The sequence below is a fragment of the Streptomyces sp. HUAS MG56 genome (assembly GCF_058673395.1).
The window spans coordinates 3,744,167-3,769,353 of the sequence record NZ_CM178722.1 but is presented as its reverse complement, the minus strand read 5'-3'; the positions used below and the strand labels follow the sequence as shown (position 1 = coordinate 3,769,353).

Sequence of the window (25,187 nt, the reverse complement as noted above, 5' to 3'; positions counted from 1 at the left end):
GCCGCGGACCGCGTACGGATCGATACATGCACGGGGGAAGGAGGCGGCTGCGGGACGATTCCCGCAGCGCAGTGAGAGGACGGGAACCACGTGAGCCTTGCCGACACCGGTACCGGCGCCGACCGCGACACCGAGGGCCCGCTGCGACCCTGCGGACCCGTACGGGGCAGGCCCCGCAGCGAGGCCGTCGAGCGCGCCATCCTCGACAGCGTGATGAAGCTCCTGGAGGACGGCGTCCCCCTCGCCGAGCTCTCCATCGAGCGCGTCGCCCGCACGGCCGGGGTCGGCAAGGCCACCATCTACCGCCGCTGGAACGGCAAGGACGAGCTGTTCATCGACGTCGTGCGGGCCGCCGAGCCCCCCGACCCCGAACTCCCCGGCACCAGCCTGCGCGACGACCTCGTCGCCCTGCTGGAGTCCCTGCGGCAGCGCGGCCTCGCCACCCGCTCCTCGGCGATCCTGCACAACGTGTACGCCCAGATGAAGTCCAGCCCCAAGATCTGGTCCGCGTACCACGCCGGCGTCGTCGCCCCCCGCCGCGAGCTCGTCCTCCAGGTGCTGCGCCGGGGGCGGGAGAGCGGCGAACTCCGGCCGGACATCGACCTGGAGCTGGCGGGCGACCTGTTCGTCGGCCCCATGCTCGTCCGCACCACCCTGCGCCCCGACGGCGAGCTGCCCGAGGGCCTCGCGGAGGAGATCGTCGACACGGTCCTCGAAGGCCTACGTCCCGTCAGGTCGACAGCCTCGTAGCATCCATGTGCGCGTTTCGTCACAGACCCCGCCCGTCCCGGGGGTGAACGGAACTCGCGGCCCCGACCCGTTCGTCCTCGACTTCCGTACGGCCGTCACGGGACGGCGGGAACAGGGCCGATCATCCCCTAGGGTCGACACAGCGCGGGGGAACGACGGCGTGCACGGCAGTGAGGCAGACGGTATGGCGCAGCAGGCGTATGTTTCGGAGACGGCGGGCGGCGGCTCGGGGCCGAAGCGACCCGGATCCCGGCTCCGACGCCTGTTCACCGGCTGGCGCGGCGACCCGCGCGTCTGGCGCCGGGGCATCGTCCTCGCACTCCTCGCGCTCCTGCTGGCCCTGGTGATGCTGCTGCACTCGCACATCCCCAACCAGGTGGGCAACCTCGGCAGCCTCACGGAGACCTTCCTGCCCTGGCTGGGCCTCGCCATCCCGCTGCTGCTGCTCTGCACCGTGCTCCGCAGGTCGGCGACGGCCCTGCTCGCGGTCCTCCTCCCGGTGATCGTGTGGCTGAACCTCTTCGGCGGGCTGATCGTCGACCGGACCGGGCCGGGCGGCAACCTGATGGTGGCCACGCACAACGTCAACGCCCAGAACCCCGACCCCACCGGGACCGCCACCGCCGTCGCCGCCTCCGGCGCCGACGTGCTCGCCCTGGAGGAGGTCCCGAACACCGCCGTACCCGTCTACGAGAAGGCGCTCGCGCCGACGTACAAGTACCACGCGGTCGTCGGCACGGTCGGGCTGTGGAGCAAGTACCCGATGTCCGACGTCCAGGCCGTCGACATCAAGCTCGGCTGGAAGCGGGCGATGCGCGCCACCGTGACGACGCCCGAGGGCCCGATCGCGGTGTACGTCGCCCACATGCCCTCGGTCCGGGTGAAGGTGGAGGCCGGCTTCACCGCGCGGCAGCGCGACACGAGCGCCGACGCGCTGGGCGAGGCCATCGCCGGTGAGCCGCTGAAGCGTGTGATCCTGCTCGGCGATCTGAACGGTACGATGAACGACCGTTCGCTCAACGCGGTCACCGCCCAGATGCGCTCCACGCAGGGCGCGGCGGGCAGCGGATTCGGGTTCAGCTGGCCGGCGGCGTTCCCGATGGCCCGGATCGACCAGATCATGGTCAAGGGCATCCAGCCCACGAGCTCCTGGACCCTGCCGCGCACGGGCAGCGACCACCTTCCGGTGGCCGCCCGTGTGAAGCTGGACACGTCGTCGTAACCCGCCGGAATACCGGGCCTGAGAGACTTTGTTCCGTAGCTGAACTTAGACTGTACGGAACCCCTCTCCCCTGAAAGGCAAAGGCCCTTCATGCCCCTGGCCCTGCTCGCTCTGGCCGTCGGCGCGTTCGGAATCGGTACGACCGAGTTCGTGATGATGGGCCTGCTGCCCGACGTCGCGGACGACCTGCACATCTCCATCCCCTCGGCCGGACACCTGGTCTCGGCGTACGCGCTCGGCGTCGTGATCGGTGCCCCGCTGCTCGCCGCCGTGACGGCCCGGATGTCCCGCCGCACGGTGCTGATCGCCCTGATGGGACTGTTCGTCGTGGGCAACGCCCTGTCGGCGTTCGCCCCGGGCGACGACTCACTCCTCGCGGCCCGCTTCCTCAGCGGCCTGCCGCACGGCGCCTTCTTCGGCGTCGGCGCGGTCGTCGCGACCTCGATGGTCGCCCCGGAGCGCAAGGCCCGCTCCGTGTCGCTGATGTTCCTCGGCCTGACCGTCGCCAACATCGCGGGCGTCCCGGCGGCCACGCTGATGGGCCAGCACCTCGGCTGGCGGGCGGCCTTCCTGGGCGTGAGCGTGATCGGCCTCGCGGCCATCGCCGCGCTCGCCCTGCTGATCCCGCGGGACGGCGGCCACGCCGCCCCGCAGACGGGCCTGCGCGGCGAACTGGCGGCGCTGAGGTCCCTGCCGGTCTGGCTCGCCCTCGGTACGACGGTGGCGGGCTTCGGCGCGCTCTTCGCGGCGTACAGCTACGTCACCCCGATGCTGACGCGGTCGGCCGGTTTCGCCGAGTCGAACGTGACCCTGCTCCTGGCCCTGTTCGGGGTGGGCGCGACGGCGGGCAACCTGCTGGGCGGCCGGCTGGCGGACCACTCCCTGCGCGGCACGCTCTTCGGCGGCCTGGCGTCGCTGGGCGCGGTGCTGGCGCTGTTCCCGCTGCTGATGCGGGCGGAGTGGAGCGCGGCCCTCGCGGTGACCCTGCTGGGCGTGGCGGCGTTCATCACCGGTTCCCCGCTCCAGCTGATGGTCATGGAGAAGGCCTCGGCGGCCCCGTCCCTGGCCTCCTCGGCCAACCAGGCGGCCTTCAACCTGGCCAACGCCGGCGGTGCCTGGATCGGCGGCCTGGCCATCGCGGCCGGCTTCGGCGTCACGTCCCCGGCACCGGCCGGCGCGGCCCTGGCCGTCCTGGGGCTGGGCGTGGCGAGCGTGGCGTACGCGGTGGACCGGCGCCGGGCGACTCCGTCGGCGGGGCGGATCGTCACCTCCCACGTGCCCGACGAGCCGGCGGCGCTGCACCACTGACTGAGGCCCCGGCCCGCCTGCCCGTCCCGGGACGGGCAGGCGGGCCGACGGTCAGCGCCGGCGCGTGCTGTGCAGCACGCGTGAGCTGCCGCCACAGGTCGCCGCCACCGGACGGAATTTGCAGCTGAAGTCCAGAGGGATGTCCAGGGCCAGGAAGTTCTTCCCGCTCCCCGTCCGTGCGCGCAGCCGGATCCGGTGCCGGGCCACCGGCACCGTCTCGGGAATCCGAAGCGTCCACGTCTGCTGCCACGGCCCGGCCGGCAGCCTCGGGTCACCGGGCAGTCTCGCCCCTATGCGCGCCAGCAGATCGGGCAGCCGGTAGCTGCGGTCCAGCATCTTCACCGGACCGAACTTCATGATCACATTGCAGGTGACCCGGGTCAGGTCGACGGTTTCCTTGAGGCGACCGCTCATCTCCCAACGGACCTGCCGCCCGAGCCATGGCAATGCCGGGGTCAACGTGATGTCGAGGATGTCCAGGACGTAGGTGTCGTCGCTCGTGTCCTCCACCAGGCGCATGCTCATCTCGCCCACCCTGCGGTGTCGTGGATACGAAGGGTGCCTCCCCGCCCGCCGGACAGCGGGCGGGGAGGCCGGGACGACCACTGCGCCGTGCCGCTTGCGCCGAGTTGCCGTGCGCGCCCTTTCGCACCCGTTCGGGGTGGGGTTACGCCGGGGAAGGAAGCCGGCGGCCACGCCACGGGGGTAGCGCCCGCAGGGGGCGTTCGGGTGACTGGCACCAGGAAGGGTCGGCTGGCGAGGGCAGGGACGGCCGCCCGTACGACAGGCTGAGGTACCTGGCGTCCGGCTCGGCGGGGTGTGGACGGCGCGGGGTTGTCGGACAATGCCGGGGACGGAGTCCCCGGCCCGATTGCGGCGGGCCGGGGTTCCGCATCACGGGGTCGGCGCCGGACTAGTCCCAGTCCCCGCCGTGGCCGTGGTGCCGGACCACCCGGAAGCTGGCCAGCACGCCGTCCTTGACCCTGACCCCCTCGGGCGGGCACGCGCGCACGCCGAAGCTGTCGCTGTGGGGGCCGACGGTGGCGATCGGAGCGCCGTTGTCGCAGACCGCTCCACGGAACACCTCAACGGTCTTGTGGCTGTCGTTGCGGATGTTCAGGGTCTTGGCGCCCAGGCCGCTGACGACGGTGATGCAGTCGCCCGGGTGCGCGGAGTAGGACCGTTCGTTGATCATGATGCGGCCCTCCCTGTGCTCCCTGCGCTCACCGCCCCGGCGGCCCTCGTTGCCCTTGCCCTCGTTGCCCTTGCCCCAGTTGTCGTTGTTGTTGTTCTGGTTGTTGTTGCTGCTGCCGCTCCCGCCGAAGGGGGCGGCGACAGCGGCAGCCGGGGCCTCCTGCGGGGCGGAGGCGGCGGAGGCATAGGTGATGCCGGTGACGGCAAGACCCGCGGCGCCTGCGACGGCGCCGGCCATCATGGTGGAACGGGCGAGCTTCATCGTGGTGCTCCTGTCTCGTCTCTCGGAGATGCCGACCGTCGGCCGGTTCGAGATCAAAAGTACTGAGATCTGACATCTCGGCAATTTCAGGAGAGTGACACCAAGGCGCCAATCGGGGTATTTGTGGGGTCAAATGCCGCGTTTTCGAGCGAGCGGCGGGAGGTCAAATCGCCATAGAAAAGGTGGGATTGAAATACTATTAGCCCTTCAGGGTGATCTCCTGGCTCCCTCTCACCCGTCGTCAGAACGTGTCGGTGCGTACGTGATACGGCGAGTCGTGCTAAACGGCCCCGCTCGGAAGGCTCGTGCACCGGAAAACAGAGAAGGGGGCGTGAGGTCCGTCAGGACCCCACGCCCCCGCCGCTCAGCGGAGCGTCAGTGCTTCTTCGCGGCCTTCGCGTACGACTGCACGTAGCCGTCGGCCGGAGAGCCGACGCCCGTCACGTCGTCGTAGCCCTTCGTCGCGGACAGCGAGCTGTCCTTGCCGAGGCTGCGGACCGAGTACAGCAGGCCGCCCTTGGCGTCCAGGCCGTTGGCGAAGTCCACGCGGGCGACCGCCAGGCCGGAGCCCGTCGGGTTGTCCGTGACGTCGTGGAAGACGCCCTTCTTGCCGTAGCCGGCGTAGATCGTCGGGTTGGCGAAGCCGATCGCCCTGCCGCCCTGCGCCTCCTGGGCCAGGGCCTGGATGGCCGCGATGGTCGGCGCGGCCAGCGACGTGCCGCCGATGCGGTACTCGCTGTACTGCTGCGACCCGTCCGGGAAGGTCTGGGTCTGGCCGACCAGGAAGCCGGTGTTCGGGTCGGCGATGGCCGCGATGTCCGGGACGACGCGGTTGGCCGTGGTGCCGTTCGCCTTCGCGAGCGCGTCCGGGACGACGCCCTTCTGGTAGTACGGCTGGGCCACCGTCTTGCTGGTGCCGCCGCCCGCGCCCGAGGTGAAGGCGCCGGGGAAGTTCGTCCAGCTCTTGCCGTCGGCCGACAGGGTCGCCTTCTCGGTGCCCCAGCCGGTCTCCCACTGGTACGTGTCGCCCTTGCCGACGGCCAGGGACGTACCGCCGACCGCGGTCACCCAGGCGGAGTTGGCCGGGGTGTCGACCTGCTTCGTGCCGGTGTTGGCGACCTCGTCGCCGTTGTCACCGGAGGAGAAGTAGAAGCCGATGCCCTGCACCGCGCCCAGCTGGAAGACCTGGTCGTAGGCGGCCGCGAGGTCCGGGGTCTGGCTGGCCTCGACGTCGCCCCAGGAGTTGGAGACGATGTCGGCGAGGTGGTTGTCGACCACCTTGCTGAGCGCGCCGAGCAGGTCGTCGTCGTAGCAGGAGGCCGCACCGACGTACGTGACGTCGGCGTTCGGGGCCACGGCGTGCACGGCCTCGACGTCGAGGGTCTCCTCGCCGTACCAGCCGGCCGCCTTGCACTCGGTGGTCCTGGTCCAGCTGCCCGGCAGAGACTGGTGCAGCTGGCTGGTCTTCCAGGCCTGGTCGCCGTTCTTCGCCGCGTACGTGCCGGCGTCGTAGGCGATGGTCGGCGAGGCGTAGGCGTCGGTGATGGCGACGCGGACACCCTTGCCGGTGTACGTGCCGGCGCCGTAGGCGGCGCGCAGCTGCTTGCCCGTGTAGCCCTTGATGGCGTACGGGATCTTCTGGCCGTACGCGTCCGGCAGCGTGCTCGCGATCTTCGAGCCGTAGTACGACGAGAACGGCCCGGCGTTCTTGAACACGGCGTCCGGCGCCGGCAGCGTGTCGTCGTGGTTCGCCATGTGCGGGGCGTTGTCCAGGCCGGTGACGGTCAGGACGGCGCCCTGGAGGCCGGCCGGGACCGAGGCGGCCTGCGCGGGGGCACGGTAGGTCTTCGTGCCCTTGGTGTAGTTGTGCAGCTGGGTGCCGAACGCCTTCTCGGCGGCGGCCACGTCACCGGAGACGGCGACGTAGTGCTGGGTGACCTCGGTGACCTTCAGGCCGGCCGACGTCAGCCAGGACTTGACCGCGGCCACCTGGGCCTTGGTGGCCCCGAAGCGGGCCTGCGTCGTCTTGGCGCTCAGGTACTTGCCGTGCAGCGGCGAGCTCGGGTCGGACACGGCCTTGGCGTAGGCGGCGAGGCCCGCCGCGTCCTTGCCGGCCAGGTAGACCTTGGCGTTCACCTGGGCGCTGTTCGCGGTCGCACCCTTGTCCGCCTTGGCCGTCGCCCAGAGGGGCTTGGTGCCCTTCAGGGACTGACGAGCGGGGCTGTCCGCGGCGTGGGCCGCGGGTATGCCCAGCGCCAGCGCACCGGCGATCATGGGCAGCGTCGCTGCCATGCTCACGGTGCGCAGCTTGGCGCGGTTGGATCTCATAGAACCCCCTGCGATGCGGTTCGCATGCATGTCGTGGTCGGTACGTCATGCGGTCCGCGTGCCGGCCCGGCGGCGGTTCGACCGGCCGTATGGATCACACGATGGGGGTCACTCTCTCCGATGAACCGTTCATGTCAGGGGAACGGAAAGGTCAAGAGACACTCAAGTAACCGTCAGGTGGGGGGATTTGGATCCATTTATCCTTACGGCTGTGTTACGAAACCGCTTGTCCGCTGTTCACAACCGCTCGCCCGCTCTTCACATGCGCGGTCACGAACGCGGCTTCGCGCCCCGCTCCTTGAGCATCCCGGCCATCACCTGAAGCTCCGACTGCTGGGCGTCGACCATGCCCTGCGCGAGCCGCTTCTCCACGCCGACGGTGCACCTGGCCACGCACCCCTCGGCCATGTGGATGCCGCCCTTGTGGTGGTCCGTCATCAGCTGGAGGTAGAAGACCTCGGCCTGCTTGCCGCTCAGCGACTGGAGCTTCCTCAGCTCCGTGTTCGTCGCCATGCCCGGCATCAGCGAGCCGTCCCCCCGCTCGGGCATGTCACCCATGCCCATCCAGGCCATCGGCGCCTTGGCCGACACCTTCGGCAGCCCCCACAGATCCAGCCAGCCCAGCAGCATGCCGCGCTGGTTGGCCTGCGTCTGCGCGATGTCGTAGGCGAGCCGCCGGACGTCCGCGTTCGTCGTGCGGTCGCGGACGATGTACGACATCTCGACGGCCTGCTGGTGGTGCACGGCCATGTCCCGGGCGAAGCCGGCGTCGGCCGACTCCGCTCCCGGCACCGTCGACCGCGCCCCGCCACCGCCCGAGTCCTCGGCGACCGCGTACGTGACCCCGCCGGCCGCGACGAGCACCGCCGCCGCGGCCCCGGCGATCCAGCCGATGCGCCGGCGGGTCACTTCATGGCTCCGCCGGTGCACGAGGCACCCGGCTCGGGCGTCTGCGGGCCCTGCACGTACGCGGCGAAGAACTTGGCGACCTCGGGGTCCTTCGCGCTCTTCACGGCCACCTGGCGACCCCACGCCGACAGGATCAGCGGCGCGGCCTGGTTCTCGTACGGGCTCATCAGCGAGTACGGCGTCCGCTTCACCTTCGCCGCGAGCGCGACGACGTCCGCCGTGCTCGCCTTGGCGGTGTACGTCACCCAGACGGCGCCGTGCTCCAGCGCGTGCACGGCGTTCTCGTCCTGCACCGGCGCGGTGTAGACGTCACCGTTGCAGTTCAGCCAGACCGGGTTGTGGTTGCCGCCGACCGGCGGGTGCATCGGGTACGACACCTTCGTCATCACGTGCGTGCGCGACAGCGTGCCGCTCCAGGTCATCACCCCGTCCTTGCCCTTGACGAAGTGTCCGGAGTCACCGGAGGTCCCGGCGTTCTTGCCGTCGCTCGCCGTGTCCGACGTCTTGGCCGAGGAGGACTGGGAGTTCACGAGGACCACTCCGCCGGCCACGAGGGCGGCGACGACCACCACGCTCGCGCTGACGGCCAGGATCCGGTTGCGGCGCTCGCGGGCGCGCTCCGCGCGTCGCATCTCCTCTATGCGCGCCGTGCGCGCCGCGCTGCCGTTGCTCTTGGCGGAACCCATGAGGCGTGTGTCCTTCTGGGGGGAAAGGGACGGACGGGTGGGGTGGGGCGTGCTGATCGTAATGGGGAACCCGTGCCGCACCGTAGAGCACGACAGCAAACAGATAATTTGAACCCCGGATGCGTATTATCTAGGCTCGCGGTATGCGGCTCCTGCGCTCCACCGACCTGGCCCTGCGGGTCCTGATGCGACTCGCCGTCGCCGCCGACGCCACGCCCACCACCCGCCAGGTGGCGGCGGACATGGACGTGCCCTACACGCATGCCGCGAAGGTCGTCGCCGAACTCCAGCACCTGGGCCTGGTGGACGCCCGGCGCGGCCGGGGCGGCGGCCTCACGCTCACCGGGAAGGGCCGTACGGCGTCGGTGGGCGCCGTCGTGCGGGTCTTCGAGGGCGACGGCGACGTGGTCGAGTGCGAGGGCGCGACGCCGTGCCCGCTGCGCTTCGGCTGCCGGCTGCGGGGCGCGCTGCGACAGGCCCAGGAGGCGTTCTACGCCAGCCTGGACCCGATCACGATCACGGAGATCGTCGCGGAGCCGACGGGACCCCTGCTGCTGGGGATCTCCCGGGCCCCGGCCGGCTGACGGCCGCGGCCGCCCGGCGTCCACCTGGTCACCTCCCTGAGCTCGCACCCCACGGACCACGAGGTGGGCGTGCTGGCGCCGCCCACCGGATCCGGTCTGCGGACGCTGCCGGCGGACAGCGCTCTGGTGCAGTCCTTCGCCGGACACTCCAGGCTGCTCGTGGTCGGCCTGGCCCAGTGGCCGGACGGCCGCGGCGCCGACTACCAGAGCCTTGTCGCGAGGCTCCAGCCGCTCCTGGACAAGGTGACCGAGGTGGCCGCCGGACACGACCGGGGCCGACCCCGTCAGGCGGCCTGCTGCGCCAGCCACAGGTCCGGACCGAACACCTCGTAGTGGACGTCGGCCGGGGCCACGCCCTTGTCGATCAGCTGGGTGCGGACCGCGCGCATGAAGGGCAGCGGGCCGCACAGGTACGCGCGCGTGCCGGGGGCCACGGCGACGTCGGCGAGGTCGACCAGGCCGGTGCGGGTGCCGGGCTCGGCGTCGCGCTCGTAGAAGAGGTGGACCGAGGCGTCCGGGAGCTTCGCGGCCCAGGCCTCGTGGTCGCCGCGCAGGGCGTGGTCGGCGGGGGAGCGGTCGCCGTGCACGACGGTGACCGGGGCGCGGTGGCCGTCGGCGGCCAGCGCGGCGAGCATCGCGACCATCGGGGTCACCCCGATGCCCGCGGAGGCGAGCAGCAGGGGACGGTCCCCGGTGTCGCCGAGGACGAGGTCGCCGTACGGCTCGGACAGGAGCACGACGTCACCGGCCCGCACGCGCGCGTGGAGGTGGTTCGAGACCTCGCCGCCGGGCGTTGCGTCGTCGCCCGGTACGCGCTTGACGCTGAACTGGCGCACGTCCTCGCCCGGCGCGCCGGACAGGCTGTACTGGCGTATCTGGCGGGCGCCGTCGGGCAGTTCGACCTGGACGGAGACGTACTGGCCGGCCCGGAAGCCGCGCACCGGGCCGCCGTCGGCCGGGCGCAGCCGGAAGGTGACGACGTCCGCCGTCTCCTCGACGCGCTCCACGACCTCCCACGGCCGCCGCCCGGTGCTGCCGCTCTCCTCGTACAGCCGCTTCTCGACGGCGATGAGCGCGTTGGCCATCAGCCAGTAGACCTCGTCCCAGGCGGCGGCCACCTCGGGCGTGACGGCCTCGCCGAGGACCTCGGTGATCGCGGCGAGGAGGTGCTCGTGGACGATCGGGTAGTGCTCGGGGGCCACGCCCAGGGCGGCGTGCTTGTGCGCGATCCGGCCGAGCATGGCGTCGGGCCGCTGGTCCGGGTGCTGGACGAGATGCGTGGCGAACGCGGCGATGGAGCCGGCGAGGGCCTGCTTCTGGGCGCCGGAGGCCTGGTTGCCCCGGTTGAACAGGTCGCGCAGCAGCTCGGGGCGGGCGGCGAAGAGCCGGTCGTAGAAGCGCTCGGTGATCTCGCCGATGGCCGCACCGACGGCGGGAAGGGTGGCGCGGACGGTGCTCGCGGACTGCTCGGACAGCATCGGATCTCCTCGGATCTCGTCGGATCTCTTCACATCGCGACTGATCGGCACGCTATGAAAACTTGCATCTGAGATGCAAATTAAACGGGCGTGGTCTCCCTCACGTCCCGCGAGGATCCGGCCATGACGAATGCCGGTCCGAGCGGGCAAGATGGGCGGGAGACGGCAGTACACCTGTCGTACGAGAGCCGTTCAGGCCGAGGACGCTCGGGCGATCAAGGTCCGCAACGCGCTCGAAACGCTGTTGTGGTGTGATGCTCAGGTGCCCGACCGTCTCCCGCGCTCGCGTGTGAAGGCGGCCTGACCAGCAAGGATGGGGAAGCGGAAGATGGACAAGCAGCAGGAGTTCGTGCTCCGGACATTGGAGGAGCGCGACATCCGGTTCGTACGCCTGTGGTTCACGGACGTGCTGGGCTTCCTCAAGTCCGTCGCCGTGGCCCCCGCCGAGCTGGAGCAGGCCTTCGACGAGGGCATCGGTTTCGACGGCTCGGCCATCGAGGGCTTCGCCCGCGTCTACGAGTCCGACATGATCGCCAAGCCGGACCCCTCCACCTTCCAGGTCCTGCCCTGGCGCGCCGAGACCCCCGGCACCGCCCGCATGTTCTGCGACATCCTCATGCCGGACGGCTCCCCGTCCTTCGCCGACCCGCGCTACGTCCTCAAGCGCGCCCTGGCCCGCACCTCCGACCTGGGCTTCACCTTCTACACCCACCCGGAGATCGAGTTCTTCCTGCTGAAGGACCGCCCGCTGGACGGCACGCGCCCCACCCCGGCCGACAACTCCGGCTACTTCGACCACACCCCGACCAACGTCGGCATGGACTTCCGCCGCCAGGCGATCACCATGCTGGAGTCGATGGGCATCTCGGTCGAGTTCTCCCACCACGAGGGCGCCCCCGGCCAGCAGGAGATCGACCTGCGCTACGCCGACGCGCTCTCCACGGCCGACAACATCATGACGTTCCGCCTGGTCATGAAGCAGGTGGCCCTGGAGCAGGGCGTGCAGGCGACCTTCATGCCGAAGCCTTTCTCCGAGCACCCGGGCAGCGGCATGCACACCCACCTGTCCCTCTTCGAGGGCGACCGCAACGCGTTCTACGAGTCGGGCGCCGAGTACCAGCTCTCCAAGGTCGGCCGTTCCTTCATCGCGGGTCTGCTCAGGCACGCGGCGGAGATCTCGGCGGTCACCAACCAGTGGGTGAACTCCTACAAGCGCATCTGGGGCGGCTCCGAGCGCACGGCCGGCGCCGGCGGCGAGGCCCCGTCGTACATCTGCTGGGGCCACAACAACCGCAGCGCCCTGGTCCGCGTCCCCATGTACAAGCCCGGCAAGACCGGCTCCGCGCGCGTGGAGGTCCGCTCCCTGGACTCGGGCGCCAACCCCTACCTGGCCTACGCCCTGCTCCTGGCCTCCGGCCTGAAGGGCATCGAGGAGGGCTACGAACTGCCGCCCGGCGCCGAGGACGACGTCTGGGCCCTGTCCGACGCCGAGCGCCGCGCGATGGGCATCGAGCCCCTGCCCCAGAACCTGGGCGAGGCCCTCGCCCTGATGGAACGCAGCGACCTGGTCGCCGAGACCCTCGGCGAGCACGTCTTCGACTTCTTCCTGCGCAACAAGCAGGCCGAGTGGCACGAGTACCGCTCCGAGGTCACGGCGTTCGAGCTGAGGAAGAACCTGCCGGTGCTGTAGGGCCGCCGTCGCAACCCGGCCCCTCGTGGGCCGGGTTGGCGGTACGGCGCAGGGGTGACTCTCCGGCGCGGGTCGGATACGGTCGGTTCTTCTCGTCCCTCGGGCCGCCGTGGGTGCGCTGCGTTAGGCTGGGAAAAAGGTGTCCGGCCCCGCCGGTCTCCCCTCGGGGGCGGGGCGGTTGTCCACCGCAGGCCGGTTCTCCGTAGGTCGGTTCTCATGGACCTCAACACCATCACCGAAGTAGTCCGGCGACCGTCCGAACGGCCGGGCGCGGACTGGCGCGAGGGGGACGCCTGGCTCGCCGGGGGGACGTGGCTCTATTCCGTGGAGCAACCGGACCTGAGCCGGCTGATCGACCTGACGGCGCTGCGCTGGGAGCCCCTCGTCCGCAGCGACGAGGGCCTGGAGATCGGTGCCACCTGCACCGTCCGCGACCTGTACGCCCAGACCTGGCCCCTGGACTGGACGGCGGGCATCCTCTTCCACGCGGCCTGCGACGCCTTCCTGTCCTCGTTCAAGGTCTGGAACGCGGCGACCGTCGGCGGCAACATCTGCATGTCCCTGCCCGCCGGCCCGATGATCACGCTGGCCGTGGCGCTGGAGGCGCGGTACGAACTGTGGGCTCCCGACGGCTCCGGGCGCTTCGTCGACGCCCTCGATTTCGTCACGGGCGAGCACCACAACATCCTCACGCCCGGCGAGATCCTGCGGCGCGTCACCATTCCCGCGCACGCCCTGCGCAGACGCACCGCGCACCGCCGCTTCAGCCTGACCCGGCTCGGCCGTTCGACGGTGTTCCTCGTCGGCACCCAGCGACGGGGCGGGAGCGACCTGGCGCTCACCCTCACCGCCGGCACCACCCGGCCCGTCCGCATCGCCTTCCCCTCCGTGCCCGATGCCCGGACCCTGCGGCAGCGCATCGACGCCCTGCCGGCCGACGTCTGGTTCGCCGATCCCAACGGGACCCCCGAGCACCGCCGCCATCTGACGTACCACTTCGCCGAGGAGATCCGCCGCGAGCTCACGGCTGGGGACCTGCCATGACCTACCTCGTGAACGGCCGGACGTTCGACCGGGAACCGGCCCCCGGCCAGTGCCTGCGTACCTTCCTGCGCGAACTCGGCCACTACGGCGTCAAGAAGGGGTGCGACGCGGGCGACTGCGGAGCCTGCACGGTATGGCTGGACGGCGACCCCGTACACAGCTGCATCACCCCCGCGTTCCGGGCGGACGGACGTGCGGTGACCACGATCGAGGGCCTCGGGCGGCCCGGCGCACCGCATCCCGTGCAGCGGCGGTTCGAGGAAGCCCCGGGATTCCAGTGCGGCTTCTGCACCGCCGGGATGATCATGACGTCGGCCACCTTCACCGAGGAACAGAAGGCCGATCTGCCCCGGGCGCTGAAGGGCAACCTCTGCCGCTGCACCGGCTACCGGGCGATCGAGGACGCCGTGAAGGGCGTCGGCGCGGTCGAGACGGCCGCGCCCGGCAAGGCCGTCGGGACGAGCGTCGGCGCGCCCGCGGGCCACGACGTGGTCACCGGCCACGCCGAGTTCACGATGGACACGCACATCGACGGCATGCTGCACCTCAAGGTGCTGCACTCGCCCCACGCACACGCCCGGATCCTCTCGATCGACAGGAGCGCCGCGCTCGCGGTGCCCGGCGTGCACCGGGTCTACACCTGGCAGGACGTGCCCCGTAAGCGCTTCACCACGGCGATCCACACCGACCACCTGGTCGACCCGGACGACACCTTCGTCCTCGACGACACGGTCCGCTTCGCCGGCCAGCGCGTCGCCGCGGTCCTGGCCGACACGGTCGGCGCGGCGGAGGAGGGCTGCCGCCGCCTGGACGTGGAGTACGAGATGCTGCCGGCGGTGTTCGACCCCGAGGAGGCGATGGCCGACGGCGCACCCCGGCTGCACGGCTCGGACGACCCGTTCGTGCGCGACCCCGACCACAACATCCTGGTCGAACTGCACTCCCGCATCGGCGACGTCGACACCGGCTTCGCCCAGGCCGACGTGATCCACGAGGGCACGTACTTCTCGCCGCGGGTGCAGCACGTCCATCTGGAGACCCATGGCGCGATGGCCTGGCTTCAGGACGGCCGGCTGAACGTCCGCACCAGTTCGCAGTCACCGTCGATCGCCAAGGTCAAACTGGAGTACCTGTTCGCGCTGCGGCCCGAACAGGTGCGGGTGTTCTGCAAGCGCGTCGGCGGCGGATTCGGCGGCAAACAGGAGGTGATAGCGGAGGACCTGGTCGCGCTCGCCACCCTGGACACCGGGCGGCCCACCTGCCTGGAGTACACCCGCGAGGAGGAGTTCACCACCGCCTCGCCGCGGCACCCCATGACCCTGACGGTCAAGCTCGGCGCGAAGGCGGACGGCACGCTCACCGCCTTCCAGGTGCGCAACGTGTCCAACACCGGCGCCTACGGCAACCACGGCGGCGAGACGCTGTACGCGGGCGGCGCCGCCGTCATGGTCTACCGCTGCCCCAACAAGAGGTACGACGCCTACTCCGTCTACACGAACACCGTGCCGAGCGGCGCCCTGCGCGGCTACGGGATGACCCAGCCGGCGTTCGCGGTCGAGTCCGCGATGGACGAACTCGCCCGCGCCCTGCACCTCGACCCGCTCGAACTGCGCCGGCGCAACATCGTGCGGCCCGGCGAGCCCCTGGTCGCCCTGCACGACGGCCCCGACGACGTGGTCTTCACCGAGGACGCCCTCGCGCGGTGCATCGATCTGGTGGGCGACGCCCTGGCCCGTACCGCCGGCCGGCCGCCCCCCGGCCCCGAGTGGCTCGTCGGGACCGGCGTGGCGAGCTCCCTGCACGAGACCGCGCCCCCGACCGAGCACCTCTCCGAGGCCTGGGTCACGCTCGGCGACGACCTCGTCTACGAACTGGCCGTGGGAACGGTCGAGTTCGGGGAGGGCACCTCCACCGCCCATGTCCAGATCGCGGCCGGCCAACTGCGCACGACGCCGGCGCGGATCCGTCTGGTGCAGTCCGACACCGACCGCAACGGATTCGACACCGGCGCCTTCGCGAGCGCGGGCCTCTCCGTGGCCGGCAACGCCGTGCTGCGCGCGGCCGGTGCCGTACGCGACCGCATCCTGGAGTTCGCCGCGGCGCACACGGGCGTGCACGTCGTGCTGTGCTCCATGGACGACGACGGAGTCGTCTGCGGGGACCGGCGGGTGTCGCTGGCCGAGCTCGTCGCCGCCGCCCGGGCGCGCGGCATCCGGTTCACCGCCGCCCGCAAGGCCTACGGCTCGCCCCGAAGCGTCACCTCCAACACCCAGGGGTTCCGGGTTGCCGTGCACCGGGTGACGGGGGAGATACGGATCCTGTACAGCGTGCAGGCGGCGGACGTCGGCGTGGTGATCAACCCCGCCCAGGTCCGCGGGCAGGTGGAGGGCGGTGTCGCCCAGGGGATCGGCTTCGCGCTGACCGAGAACCACCACGTCGACGACCACGGCGTCATGACCAACCCCAGCCTGCGGAACTACCGCATCCCCACCTACGCGGACGTCCCCCGCACCGAGGTCCTCCTGGTCGGCTCGGCGGACTCGGTGGGGCCCCTGCACGCGAAGGGCATGGCGGAGTGCTGCATCAACCCGGTGGCCCCCGCGCTGGCGAACGCGGTCCATGACGCGACCGGCATCCGCTACCGTGCGCTGCCGCTGACCCCGGAACGGATCTACGGCCGGCTCCAGGCACAGCAGTCGGTGGCGGCAGGCCGAGCACCATGAACACCGCGAGGAACGTGAACACCGCGAAGAACGTGGCCGCCGCCGCCACGGCGATCATCGGTCAGAAGGTCCTGCCCGGGGCCGAGGAGGACTTCGCGTCCTGGCAGGCGGACCTCAACACCGCGGCCTCCTCCTACCCCGGTTTCCTCGGCGCCGAGACCTCGCGGCCGACACCGCTGCAACCCGACTGGGTCGTCGTGTACCGCTTCGACTCGGTGCCGCATCTGCAGACGTGGATCAACAGCGCGACCCGGCAGGCGTATCTCGACGCCGGTGCCGGGTACTTCGACGGCCCGGCGACCCAGCAGGTGGTCAGCAGCGGCACCCAGACCCTCGACCCCCTCGTGACCGTGGTGGTCACTCACCGGGTCGCCCCGCGGCACGTCGACGAGTTCCTCGACTGGCAGCACCGCATGACACAGGAGGAGAGCAAGTTCGCGGGATTCCGCGGGACCGAGCTCTTCCGCCCCGTCGAGGGCCTCCAGGAGGAGTGGACGACTCTGTACCGCTACGACAGCGCGGAGCACCTCGACGCCTGGCTGACGTCACCGCAGCGGCAGCGGATCCTGGCCGAGGGCGAGAAGTTCGACGACTTCCGACTGCGCACGATCGACAACTCGTTCGGCAGCTGGTTCGCCTTCGGGGGCGACGGCGAGGAGACACCGCCGCCGCCCTCCGTGACGAAGACCTCGCTCGCCGTCTGGGTCGGCCTCTACCCGACCGTCGTACTCCTGACGCTCGCCCTGTTCCCGCTGCACCTGCCGCTCTGGATCGGCCTGCTCGTCGGCAACCTGCTGTCGAGCTTCCTCATGAGCTTCCTCACGATGCCCTACTACGTGAACCCGCTGCTCGGCCGCTGGCTGCGTCCCCCCGCCGCCGAGCCGTCGCTCGGAGCCAACATCCGCGGCCTGGGCATCGTGGCGGCGGCGATGGTCTTCTGGGCCGCCGTCTTCTATCTGGTCACCGTCAGGTTCTGGACGCTGCCCTGACCGGGGGCCTCAGTCCGGGAACGCGGGGGACAGCGCGGCGGAGGCGATCCGGCGCGGCACGCCGGAGCCGTCCGCGGGAACGGTGTACAGGTCGGCGCCGTAGTCGGCCGGCAGCGCGTACACGAGCGTGCGCGCGTCGCGCCACACCACCTGATCGTCCACGCTCCTCGACTCGGCCAGGGCGGTCTCCTTCATCGTCCGCAGGTCGAGGACGTACAGATGCCAAGGGGCGTCCTTGGGCAGGCCCTTGACCCGCTTCTTGTAGGCGACGCGCGTGCCGTCCGGCGACAGCGACGGGCACTCCACGTTCGCGTGCAGGGTCGTCACCGTACGCGTGCGCAGGTCGCCCCGGACCAGGTAGGTGCTCCCGCCCGTGGCGAGCGTGGCGTAGAAGGTGCGGTCGTCCGCCGCGAACGTGACTCCCCAGAAGTTGGCGTCGGCCGCCCGGTACGGATGCCCGTCCTTGACGATCCGGAAGTCCTCCAGCGACGGGATCAGCTCACCGCTCCTCGTGTCCACGATGGCCGCGCGGGTGGAGAAGTTCGTACCGGCATAGCTGTCACCGCCCACGAACGCGGTCCAGGCGGCGAAATGGCCCGTCGGCGACACCCGCGCCCGCGACGGGATGCCCGGCACGTCGTAGCGGTGCACCGTCCGCAGCCGCGCGTCCAGGATCACCGCCCGGTACGTGTCCGACACCGGGCCGTGCACGGCCTGGAGGCACACCCCCACGCCCGAAGCGGCGTAGAAACGCAGGCACTTGACGCCGGAGGCCGCGCGCGTCCCACCCGGGTCGTCCGCCGGAACCGACGTCAGCTCGTCCCGGTGCGGCCCCCAGGCCATGTTCCGGAAGACCATCCGCCCCTTCCCGCTCCCGGTCCCGGTCAGCGTGACCGTCCCCGGGGCGACCCGCGGCCCGCCCGCCTGAACCTGGTCACGACGTTCGGCGCGGGCCGAGGCGTGCAGGACGGAGGCCACCCCGATCGCGGCCAGCACGGCGACGGCCGAGACCAGGACCAGGATGCGGTTGCGTACGCTCATGCGGTGGTCACCGTCCCCTTCGGACGCACGGTCAGGGCGAACGCGGCACAGCCGACCAGCGCCACCGCGGCCCCGGACAGCGCCGCCCGGTCGCCCCACACCGTCCAGGCCGCCCCGAACAGCAGCGAGCAGGCGAACCGGGCCATCGCCTGCCCGGTCTGCACGAGCGCCAGCCCGGACGAACGCAGCGCCTCCGGCACCCCCTCCGAGGCCGCCGCCATCAGCACCCCGTCCGTGGCCGCGTAGAAGGTGCCGTGCAGGGCGAGGACGACGTACGGCAGCCCGGCGCCGTGCCACGACGTGAGGAGAAGCGCGTACGCGACGAGCAGCGCCCCGTGCCCGCCCAGGAACACGGCCCACCTCCCCACCCGGTCCGCGAGCCGGCCGAGCGGGACCGCCAGCAGCAGGAACGCGCCGGCCGTGCCGAGCGGCAGCAACGCGAACCACCGGTCGGGCACGCCCAGCCGCCGCTGGAGCAGCAGATACACGAACGAGTCACTGACCGTCGCCAGACCCAGCAGCAGCGCGCACACGGTGATCCGGCGCAGATCACGGCGCCCCAGCAGCCGCAGGGCGGCCGACAGGGTGGGCCGCTCGCCAGGAACCGCGCCCGCGCCCGCGCCACGGTCCCCCCGCCCGCCCGGCACGAACAGCACCAGCACCAGCACGCCGAGCACCGCGACGCAGAAGCTGACGGTGAACACGGCGTCGTACCCGTCCACCGTCGCCCGCAGGATCAGGAACGCCACCAGCGGTCCGAGCAGCGCGCCCGCCGTGTCCATGGCCCGGTGCACCCCGAAGGCCCGCCCTCGCGCCTGCGGCGTACTGGACAACGAGATCAGGGCGTCCCTCGGCGCCGTCCGCAGCCCCTTCCCGGTCCGGTCGGCGGCGAGCACGAGCCCGATCGGCGTCAGCGAGTGGGCGACCAGCAACAGCGGCTTGCACAGGGCCGAGAGACCGTACCCGAACCCGGCGACCCACTTGTGCCGCCCGCCGCCCCGGTCCGCCAAGTGCCCGCCCACGAGCCGTACGAGCGCCGAGAAACCGTTGTAGACGCCGTCGAGCAGCCCGAAGCCCAGCGGCGACAGACCGAGCCCCGTCACCAGGTACAACGGCAGCACGGCCGTGACCATCTCCGACGACACGTCCGTGACGAGACTGACGGCACCCAGGGCGAGGACGGCAGGAGCGACCACGCTCCGGCGCCGCCCGGCCGAAGGCCGGGCGGCGCCGTCGGCGGACGTCTGCCGTGTCGCGCGGCTGTCCGCTACGTACACCTCAGGACGCCCAGATCCCGGTGATGTCCTGAGCGGAGGAGGCGTTGCCGGCGTGCGTGCTCAGCCCCTGCGTGTCCTCCAGGGTGCGCAGCAGGTCGTAGTGGTTGTACGTCGTGGAGCTGGACGCCCCGGCCGTGACCGGCTGCCCGTACAGAACCGTCGGAATGCGGTTGCCGCTCAGCCGGTTGTCCTCGTCGAACGTGACGACGAGCAGGCTGTTGTGGGTCTTGGCCCACGTGGCGTACGCGCCGAGGTTGTTCTTCAGCCAGGTGTCACCGGTGGACACCGAGCAGTCGTGCATGTCGCTGCACAGGTTGGGGATGACGTACGACATCTGCGGGAGCTGGGTGTAGTCCGTCGGGAACTGGTCGAACGTCATGGCGCTGTCCGTCGGGATGTTGCTGAACCCGAACCAGGGGTTGTGCTTCTGGGCGTAGTCGCCGCTGCTGCACGAGGTGTCGCCCTGGCTGGGCAGATCCTCGTTGTAGCTGGCCCAGGTCCGGCCCGCGGCGATCACCTCGGACGCCAGGTTCGCGGCCGACGAGAACCCGGGGGTGACACAGCTGTCGTCCGTCACCCCCTGCGTGTCGCCGGAGAACATGGCGTAGTAGTTCGGCTGGCTGGGGTGGGTCTCGGCGTACGACTGCGTCAGCTTGGCACCTCCCGACACCAGCGAGTTGATGTAGGGGGCGCTGGAGGAACCGATGACCTGGCTGTACGCATGGTTCTCAAGGACCACGACGACCACGTGATCCGGGCTCGGAACGGCGCTCGCGGCGTGCGCGGACGCGCCTCCGAGGCCGGTCCACAGCCCGACCGCGACCGCGGCGAAGGCGGTTGTCGACGCCACGGCCGTACGGGCACGGCGGTAGACGGAACTGCCGGACACATCAACCTCCGGGTGGGGGGGAGGAACGGGGTTGGCGGTGCGGACAGAGCATGCACACGCCAACATTCCCCCACCCCAAGCCCCTCAACCCAGACGGTGAAGACCGGATGAACGCCTGGCGCGACCGACGCTCCCCGAACCCGACCGGACGGACGGCCGCCCACGGACGACGACCGGCGCTTCCCGTGGCCGCCCGGACGACCGCCCACGGACGGCGCCCGGTCCTCCCCGGAACCAGACGGACGGCCGCGGACGGCGACGGGCGCTCCCCGCGGCCGCGACCGGGCCCGACCGGACGGATGGCCGCACACGGCGCCTTCCCCGGACCGAACGGCCGCCCACGGACGACGACCGGCGCTTCCCGTGGCCGCCCGGACGGCCGGCCACGGACGGCGCCCGGTCCTCCCCGGAACCAGACGGACGGCCGCGGACGGCGACGGGCGCTTCCCGCGGCCGCGACCGGGGGATGGCCGCACACGGCGGGAAGGGGACGTGCCGGGTGGTGTCCGCCCGCAGCGGCCGGCGCACACACCGCCCCACCCCTCTCCCAAGAGTCCGCCGGACCGAGGACGGACACCACCCGGCGCGGCACCGACCCACCGCCCCCCTGGGCGCGACCCGCACCCCCACGGGCCCGCACGGGCCGCCGCAGGCATCCACCCACCACCTCCGCGCGGGCGCGGCACCGACTCCCCACCCGCCTGGGCGCGACCTGCACCCCCACGGCCCCGCACGGGCCGCCGCAGGCATGTCAGCCCCGCACCCCGCACCCGCACCCCGCACCCGCACCCCCGCCCCGGCCCCACCACCCGCTCCCCACCCCCCGCATCCGGCTAGGCTCGGCCCAGGACGACCGAGATCCCCAGGGGAGGCCGAGCATGACGCCGGGCCGCAGGAGCAGCACCTTCACCCGCCTGCTACGACACGGCTTCACCGACCCCTCCGCCGCCGAGCGCCTCCTCGACGGCCCCGAACTGGCCCCCGTCCGCAACGACCCCGTCCTCCTGGCAGCCCTGGGCGCGACCGCCGACCCCGACCTGGCCCTGCACGGCCTCGTCCGCCTCCTGGAGGCCCAGCCCACCTCCACGGACCACCGCGAACTCCTCGACACCCTCATCGCGGCCAAACCCCTCCGCGACCGCCTCCTGGGCGTTCTCGGCGCCTCCACCGCCCTCACCGACCACCTCGCCCGCCACCCCGCCGACTGGCAGGCCCTGGTCACCTACGAGCCGCACGACCTCCACCCCGGCCTCGCGGAGTTCGAACGCGGCCTGGCCGAGGTTTCCGACCCGGTCTCCCTCCGCGTGGCCTACCGCCGCTGCCTGCTCTCCATCGCCGCCCGCGACGTCTGCGGCACCACGGACGTGGCCCAGACGGCGGCGGAACTCGCGGACCTCGCGGCCGCCACCCTCCGCACCGCCCTGGCTCTGGCGCAGGCGGCCGCCCCCGAGGACGCCGCGGCCTGCCGCCTGGCGGTGATCGCGATGGGCAAGTGCGGCGGCCACGAACTGAACTACGTCTCCGACGTGGACGTGATCTTCGTGGCGGAGGCGACGGAGTCCGTCACCGAGGCCAAGGCCCTCACCGCCGCCACCCGCCTCGCCTCGCACCTGATGCGCATCTGCTCGGAGACCACGGTCGAGGGCTCGATCTGGCCGGTGGACGCCAACCTCCGCCCCGAGGGCCGCAACGGCCCCCTCGTCCGCACCCTCTCCTCCCACCTCGCCTACTACCAACGCTGGGCGAAGACCTGGGAGTTCCAGGCCCTGCTCAAGGCCCGCCCGGTCGCGGGCGACGCCGCCCTCGGCCGGGCCTACGTCGACGCGCTCGACCCCCTGGTCTGGCAGGCCGCCGAACGCGAGAACTTCGTACCGGACGTCCAGAAGATGCGCCGCCGCGTCATCGACAACATCCCCGCCTCCGAGATCGACCGGGAACTCAAACTCGGCCCCGGCGGCCTGCGCGACGTCGAGTTCGCCGTTCAGCTCCTCCAGCTCGTCCACGGCCGCGCCGACCAGTCCCTGCGCAGCGGCACCACCCTGGACGCCCTCCAGGCCCTCGCCGCCGGGGGCTACGTGGGCCGAGAGGACGCCGCCCGCCTGGCCGAGGCGTACCGCTTCCTGCGGGCCATGGAGCACCGCATCCAGCTGTACCGCCTGCGCCGCACCCACCTCGTCCCCGTGGCCGAGGAGGACCAGCGCCGCCTCGGCCGCTCCCTCGGCCTGCGCACGGACCCCGTCGCGGAACTGAACCGCGAATGGAAGAGACACACCGGCGTCGTACGGCGCCTGCACGAGAAGCTCTTCTACCGCCCCCTCCTGGACGCCGTCGCCCAACTCGCCCCGGGCGAGGCCCGCCTGAGCGCCGTCGCGGCCCGCGAACGCCTCGTCGCCCTCGGCTACGCCGACCCGGCCGCGGCCCTGCGCCACCTGGAGGCCCTGGCCTCCGGCGTGACCCGCAAGGCGGCCATCCAGCGCACCCTCCTGCCCGTCCTCCTCGGCTGGTTCGCCGACTCGGCGGACCCGGACGCGGGCCTGCTCAACTTCCGCAAGGTCTCCGACGCGCTCGGCAAGACCCCCTGGTACCTGCGCCTCCTGCGCGACGAGGGCGCGGCGGCGGAGAACCTCGCCCGGGTCCTCTCGGCGGGCCGCCTCGCCCCCGACCTCCTCATGCGCGCCCCCGAGGCGGTGGCCCTGCTGGGCGACGGCGACGGCACCGGCATGCCCGGAGCCGGCCTCACCCCCCGCGAGCGCACCCCCCTGGAGCAGGAGATCCTCGCCGCGGTGGGCCGCGCCGAGAACGCCGAGCAGGGCGTCACCGCGGCCCGCGGCGTACGCCGGCGCGAGCTGTTCCGTACGGCCGCCGCCGACATCGTCGGCTCCTACGGCACCGAGACCCGCCCGGCCGAGGCCCACCAGGGCGCCCTGGTGGACCAGGTCGGCGCGGCGGTCTCGGACCTCACCGCGGCCACCCTCGCCGGCACCCTGCGCGCCGTGGTGCGGGACGGCTGGGGCGACACGCTCCCGACCCGTTTCGCGATGATAGGGATGGGCCGGTTCGGCGGTCACGAGCTGGGCTACGGCTCGGACGCCGACGTCCTCTTCGTCCACGAACCGCAGGACGGCGTGCCCGAGCACGAGGCGGCCGCCGCCGCGAACAAGGTGGTCGCCGAGATGCGCCGCCTGCTCCAGATCCCGAGCGCCGACCCGCCGCTGCTCATCGACGCCGACCTGCGCCCGGAGGGCAAGTCGGGCCCGCTGGTGCGCACCCTGAAGGCGTACGAGGCGTACTACCGCCGCTGGTCGCTCGTCTGGGAGTCGCAGGCCCTGCTGCGCGCCGAGCCGGTCGCCGGGGACGAGGACCTCGGCCGGCGCTTCACCGAACTGATCGACCCGCTCCGCTACCCCCGCCACGGCCTGGCCGAGGACGCCGTCCGCGAGATCCGCCGGCTGAAGGCCCGCATGGAGTCCGAGCGCCTCCCGCGCGGCGCCGACCCCAAGCTGCACACGAAGCTCGGCCCGGGCGGACTGTCGGACGTCGAGTGGACCGTCCAACTGCTCCAGCTCCGGCACGGCTGGGAACTGCCCGGCCTGCGCACCACCCGCACCCGCCAGGCCCTCGTCGCCGCCCGCGAGGCCGGGCTGCTGTCCGCCGAGGACACGGAGATCCTGGACGAGGCGTGGGTCCTGGCCACCCGGGTGCGCAACGCGGTGATGCTGGTGCGCGGCCGGGCGGGCGACACCTTCCCCACGGAGCCGCGCGAGCTGGCGGCGGTGGGCCGCTACCTGGGCTACGGCGCCGGTCACGCGGGGGACATGCTGGACGCCTACCGCCGTACGACGCGCCGGGCGCGCACCACCGTCGAGGAGCTGTTCTACGGCGACGGAACGTGACGGCCGGCCGGTGCCGCAACGGGATCCGCCCCGACCGGCTCCGCCACGCGCCGCGGCAGCCGGTGCGGCACCGCCCCGTACACGACCCCGGCCACCCCGAACCCGAAGCTCAGGCAGAGCACACCGCCGACCGCGTCGAGCCAGAAGTGGTTGGCGGTGGACACGATGACGAGGAGCGTGGTCATCGGATACAGCAGCCCCAGCACCCGCACCCACGGCACGGACGCCAGCGCGAAGACCGTCACCCCGCACCACAGCGACCACCCGATGTGCATGGACGGCATCGCGGCGTACTGGTTGGACATGTGCTTGAGGTCGCCGGAGGCCATCGAGCCCCAGGTGTGGTGCACCAGCACGGTGTCCACGAAGTGCCCGCCGCGCATCAGCCGGGGCGGCGCGAGCGGGAACAGGTAGTAACCGACGAGCGCCACACCCGTGGTCGCGAACAGCACCAGCCGGGCCGCCGCGTACCGCCCGGGATGCCGGCGGTACAGCCACACCAGCACACCCAGCGTGATGATGAAGTGCAGTGTGGCGTAGTAGTAGTTCATCCCGATGATCAGCCAAGTCACCGAATTCACGGTGTGGTTGACCGACCGTTCCACGGCGATGCCCAGAAGATGCTCGACGCGCCAGATCCAGTCCGCGTTGCGCAGCGCCTCGGCCTTCTGCTCCGGGACGGCGTTGCGGATCAGTGAGTACGTCCAGTAACTCACCGCGATCAGAAGGACTTCGAACCAGAGCCGGGGCCGCCGGGGCCGGCGCAGCCCGCGGCGCGGACCCGGTGTGCCCTCGCCCGTGACCGCCCTCGGAGCGGCCGCCTCCTGGCGACCTTCCGACTGCGTCACGGCCGAGTCACTCATGGGCATCAAGTCTGCCAGAAAAGGCTTCTCCGACAGATCATCCCAAGGTCGGGTCCG

Annotated in this window: 20 protein-coding genes; 10 read left to right on the top strand and 10 right to left on the bottom strand. The window is 71.8% G+C overall.

What is annotated here, in order from left to right; translation table 11 throughout:
• Positions 1-90 precede the first annotated feature (90 nt).
• The 3 genes from AC4OXY_RS17875 to AC4OXY_RS17865 all read left to right on the top strand — a co-directional run bounded on the left by AC4OXY_RS17875 (position 91) and on the right by AC4OXY_RS17865 (position 3,280).
• On the top strand, positions 91-750 hold the full coding sequence (locus AC4OXY_RS17875) for a TetR/AcrR family transcriptional regulator (RefSeq protein ID WP_376285006.1): 660 nt from the start codon (positions 91-93) through the stop codon (positions 748-750).
• Positions 751-934: 184 nt separating this feature from the next.
• Positions 935-1,972 carry an endonuclease/exonuclease/phosphatase family protein gene (locus tag AC4OXY_RS17870; protein ID WP_491994199.1) on the top strand — a complete coding sequence of 346 codons (1,038 nt, stop codon included), beginning with the start codon at positions 935-937 and terminating at the stop codon, positions 1,970-1,972.
• Positions 1,973-2,062: 90 nt separating this feature from the next.
• Positions 2,063-3,280, top strand: coding sequence for an MFS transporter (locus AC4OXY_RS17865; protein ID WP_491994198.1), 1,218 nt, complete (start codon positions 2,063-2,065; stop codon positions 3,278-3,280).
• Between the two features lie 51 nt (positions 3,281-3,331).
• On the opposite strand, the gene AC4OXY_RS17860 is transcribed toward AC4OXY_RS17865, so the two are convergent.
• The 5 genes from AC4OXY_RS17860 to AC4OXY_RS17840 all read right to left on the bottom strand — a co-directional run bounded on the left by AC4OXY_RS17860 (position 3,332) and on the right by AC4OXY_RS17840 (position 8,659).
• Positions 3,332-3,805 carry a hypothetical protein gene (locus AC4OXY_RS17860; protein ID WP_362820516.1) on the bottom strand — a complete coding sequence of 158 codons (474 nt, stop codon included), beginning with the start codon at positions 3,803-3,805 and terminating at the stop codon, positions 3,332-3,334.
• A gap of 388 nt (positions 3,806-4,193) precedes the next feature.
• The gene (locus tag AC4OXY_RS17855) at positions 4,194-4,736 is read right to left on the bottom strand and encodes a hypothetical protein (RefSeq protein WP_356020639.1); all 543 of its coding nucleotides are present in this window, start codon (positions 4,734-4,736) and stop codon (positions 4,194-4,196) included.
• Positions 4,737-5,111: 375 nt separating this feature from the next.
• Positions 5,112-7,064, bottom strand: coding sequence for a S53 family peptidase (locus AC4OXY_RS17850; protein WP_356020641.1), 1,953 nt, complete (start codon positions 7,062-7,064; stop codon positions 5,112-5,114).
• A 270-nt stretch (positions 7,065-7,334) separates the two neighbouring features.
• Positions 7,335-7,973 carry a DUF305 domain-containing protein gene (locus AC4OXY_RS17845; RefSeq protein WP_376284995.1) on the bottom strand — a complete coding sequence of 213 codons (639 nt, stop codon included), beginning with the start codon at positions 7,971-7,973 and terminating at the stop codon, positions 7,335-7,337.
• Positions 7,970-8,659 (bottom strand): thioredoxin-like domain-containing protein, encoded by a 690-nt coding sequence (locus tag AC4OXY_RS17840; RefSeq protein ID WP_376284992.1) that lies wholly within the window; start codon positions 8,657-8,659, stop codon positions 7,970-7,972. The genes AC4OXY_RS17845 and AC4OXY_RS17840 overlap by 4 nt, the downstream gene beginning before the upstream one ends.
• A gap of 143 nt (positions 8,660-8,802) precedes the next feature.
• Between AC4OXY_RS17840 and AC4OXY_RS17835 the strand changes: the two genes are divergently transcribed.
• Positions 8,803-9,243, top strand: a complete 441-nt coding sequence (locus tag AC4OXY_RS17835; protein ID WP_356020647.1) for an RrF2 family transcriptional regulator — start codon at positions 8,803-8,805, stop codon at positions 9,241-9,243.
• A gap of 69 nt (positions 9,244-9,312) precedes the next feature.
• Positions 9,313-9,576 (top strand): hypothetical protein, encoded by a 264-nt coding sequence (locus tag AC4OXY_RS17830; RefSeq protein ID WP_362820518.1) that lies wholly within the window; start codon positions 9,313-9,315, stop codon positions 9,574-9,576.
• On the opposite strand, the gene AC4OXY_RS17825 is transcribed toward AC4OXY_RS17830, so the two are convergent.
• Positions 9,528-10,721, bottom strand: a complete 1,194-nt coding sequence (locus AC4OXY_RS17825; RefSeq protein WP_491994197.1) for a globin domain-containing protein — start codon at positions 10,719-10,721, stop codon at positions 9,528-9,530. The two genes, AC4OXY_RS17830 and AC4OXY_RS17825, sit on opposite strands and share 49 nt — an antisense overlap.
• Positions 10,722-11,049: 328 nt before the next feature.
• Here AC4OXY_RS17825 and AC4OXY_RS17820 point away from each other — a divergent pair, with 328 nt between their 5' ends.
• The 4 genes from AC4OXY_RS17820 to AC4OXY_RS17805 all read left to right on the top strand — a co-directional run bounded on the left by AC4OXY_RS17820 (position 11,050) and on the right by AC4OXY_RS17805 (position 17,167).
• A complete protein-coding gene (locus AC4OXY_RS17820; RefSeq protein WP_071382540.1) occupies positions 11,050-12,411 on the top strand; it encodes a glutamine synthetase family protein in 1,362 nt (453 codons plus the stop codon).
• Positions 12,412-12,627: 216 nt separating this feature from the next.
• On the top strand, positions 12,628-13,455 hold the full coding sequence (locus tag AC4OXY_RS17815; RefSeq protein ID WP_376284983.1) for an FAD binding domain-containing protein: 828 nt from the start codon (positions 12,628-12,630) through the stop codon (positions 13,453-13,455).
• Positions 13,452-16,178: a molybdopterin-dependent oxidoreductase gene (locus tag AC4OXY_RS17810; protein WP_362820521.1), complete on the top strand. Its 2,727-nt coding sequence runs from the start codon at positions 13,452-13,454 to the stop codon at positions 16,176-16,178. Before AC4OXY_RS17815 ends, AC4OXY_RS17810 begins: the two co-directional genes overlap by 4 nt.
• Entirely contained in the window at positions 16,175-17,167 is a 993-nt protein-coding gene (locus tag AC4OXY_RS17805; protein ID WP_491994196.1) for an antibiotic biosynthesis monooxygenase, read from the top strand. The genes AC4OXY_RS17810 and AC4OXY_RS17805 overlap by 4 nt, the downstream gene beginning before the upstream one ends.
• Before the next feature lie 9 nt (positions 17,168-17,176).
• Here the strand turns inward: AC4OXY_RS17805 and AC4OXY_RS17800 are convergent, their stop codons facing one another.
• The 3 genes from AC4OXY_RS17800 to AC4OXY_RS17790 are packed head-to-tail and all read right to left on the bottom strand — an operon-like array spanning position 17,177 to position 20,374.
• On the bottom strand, positions 17,177-18,208 hold the full coding sequence (locus AC4OXY_RS17800) for a TolB family protein (protein ID WP_491994195.1): 1,032 nt from the start codon (positions 18,206-18,208) through the stop codon (positions 17,177-17,179).
• Entirely contained in the window at positions 18,205-19,485 is a 1,281-nt protein-coding gene (locus AC4OXY_RS17795; RefSeq protein WP_376284973.1) for an MFS transporter, read from the bottom strand. The genes AC4OXY_RS17800 and AC4OXY_RS17795 overlap by 4 nt, the downstream gene beginning before the upstream one ends.
• A gap of 1 nt (position 19,486) precedes the next feature.
• Complete coding sequence (locus AC4OXY_RS17790) at positions 19,487-20,374, bottom strand: alkaline phosphatase family protein (protein WP_356020713.1); 888 nt, start codon at positions 20,372-20,374, stop codon at positions 19,487-19,489.
• A gap of 878 nt (positions 20,375-21,252) precedes the next feature.
• Between AC4OXY_RS17790 and AC4OXY_RS17785 the strand changes: the two genes are divergently transcribed.
• Positions 21,253-24,267 carry a bifunctional [glutamine synthetase] adenylyltransferase/[glutamine synthetase]-adenylyl-L-tyrosine phosphorylase gene (locus AC4OXY_RS17785; protein WP_356020716.1) on the top strand — a complete coding sequence of 1,005 codons (3,015 nt, stop codon included), beginning with the start codon at positions 21,253-21,255 and terminating at the stop codon, positions 24,265-24,267.
• Here AC4OXY_RS17785 and AC4OXY_RS17780 read toward each other — a convergent pair.
• Positions 24,249-25,130, bottom strand: a complete 882-nt coding sequence (locus tag AC4OXY_RS17780; protein ID WP_376284970.1) for a phosphatase PAP2 family protein — start codon at positions 25,128-25,130, stop codon at positions 24,249-24,251. The two genes, AC4OXY_RS17785 and AC4OXY_RS17780, sit on opposite strands and share 19 nt — an antisense overlap.
• Between the last annotated feature and the right edge of the window lie 57 nt (positions 25,131-25,187).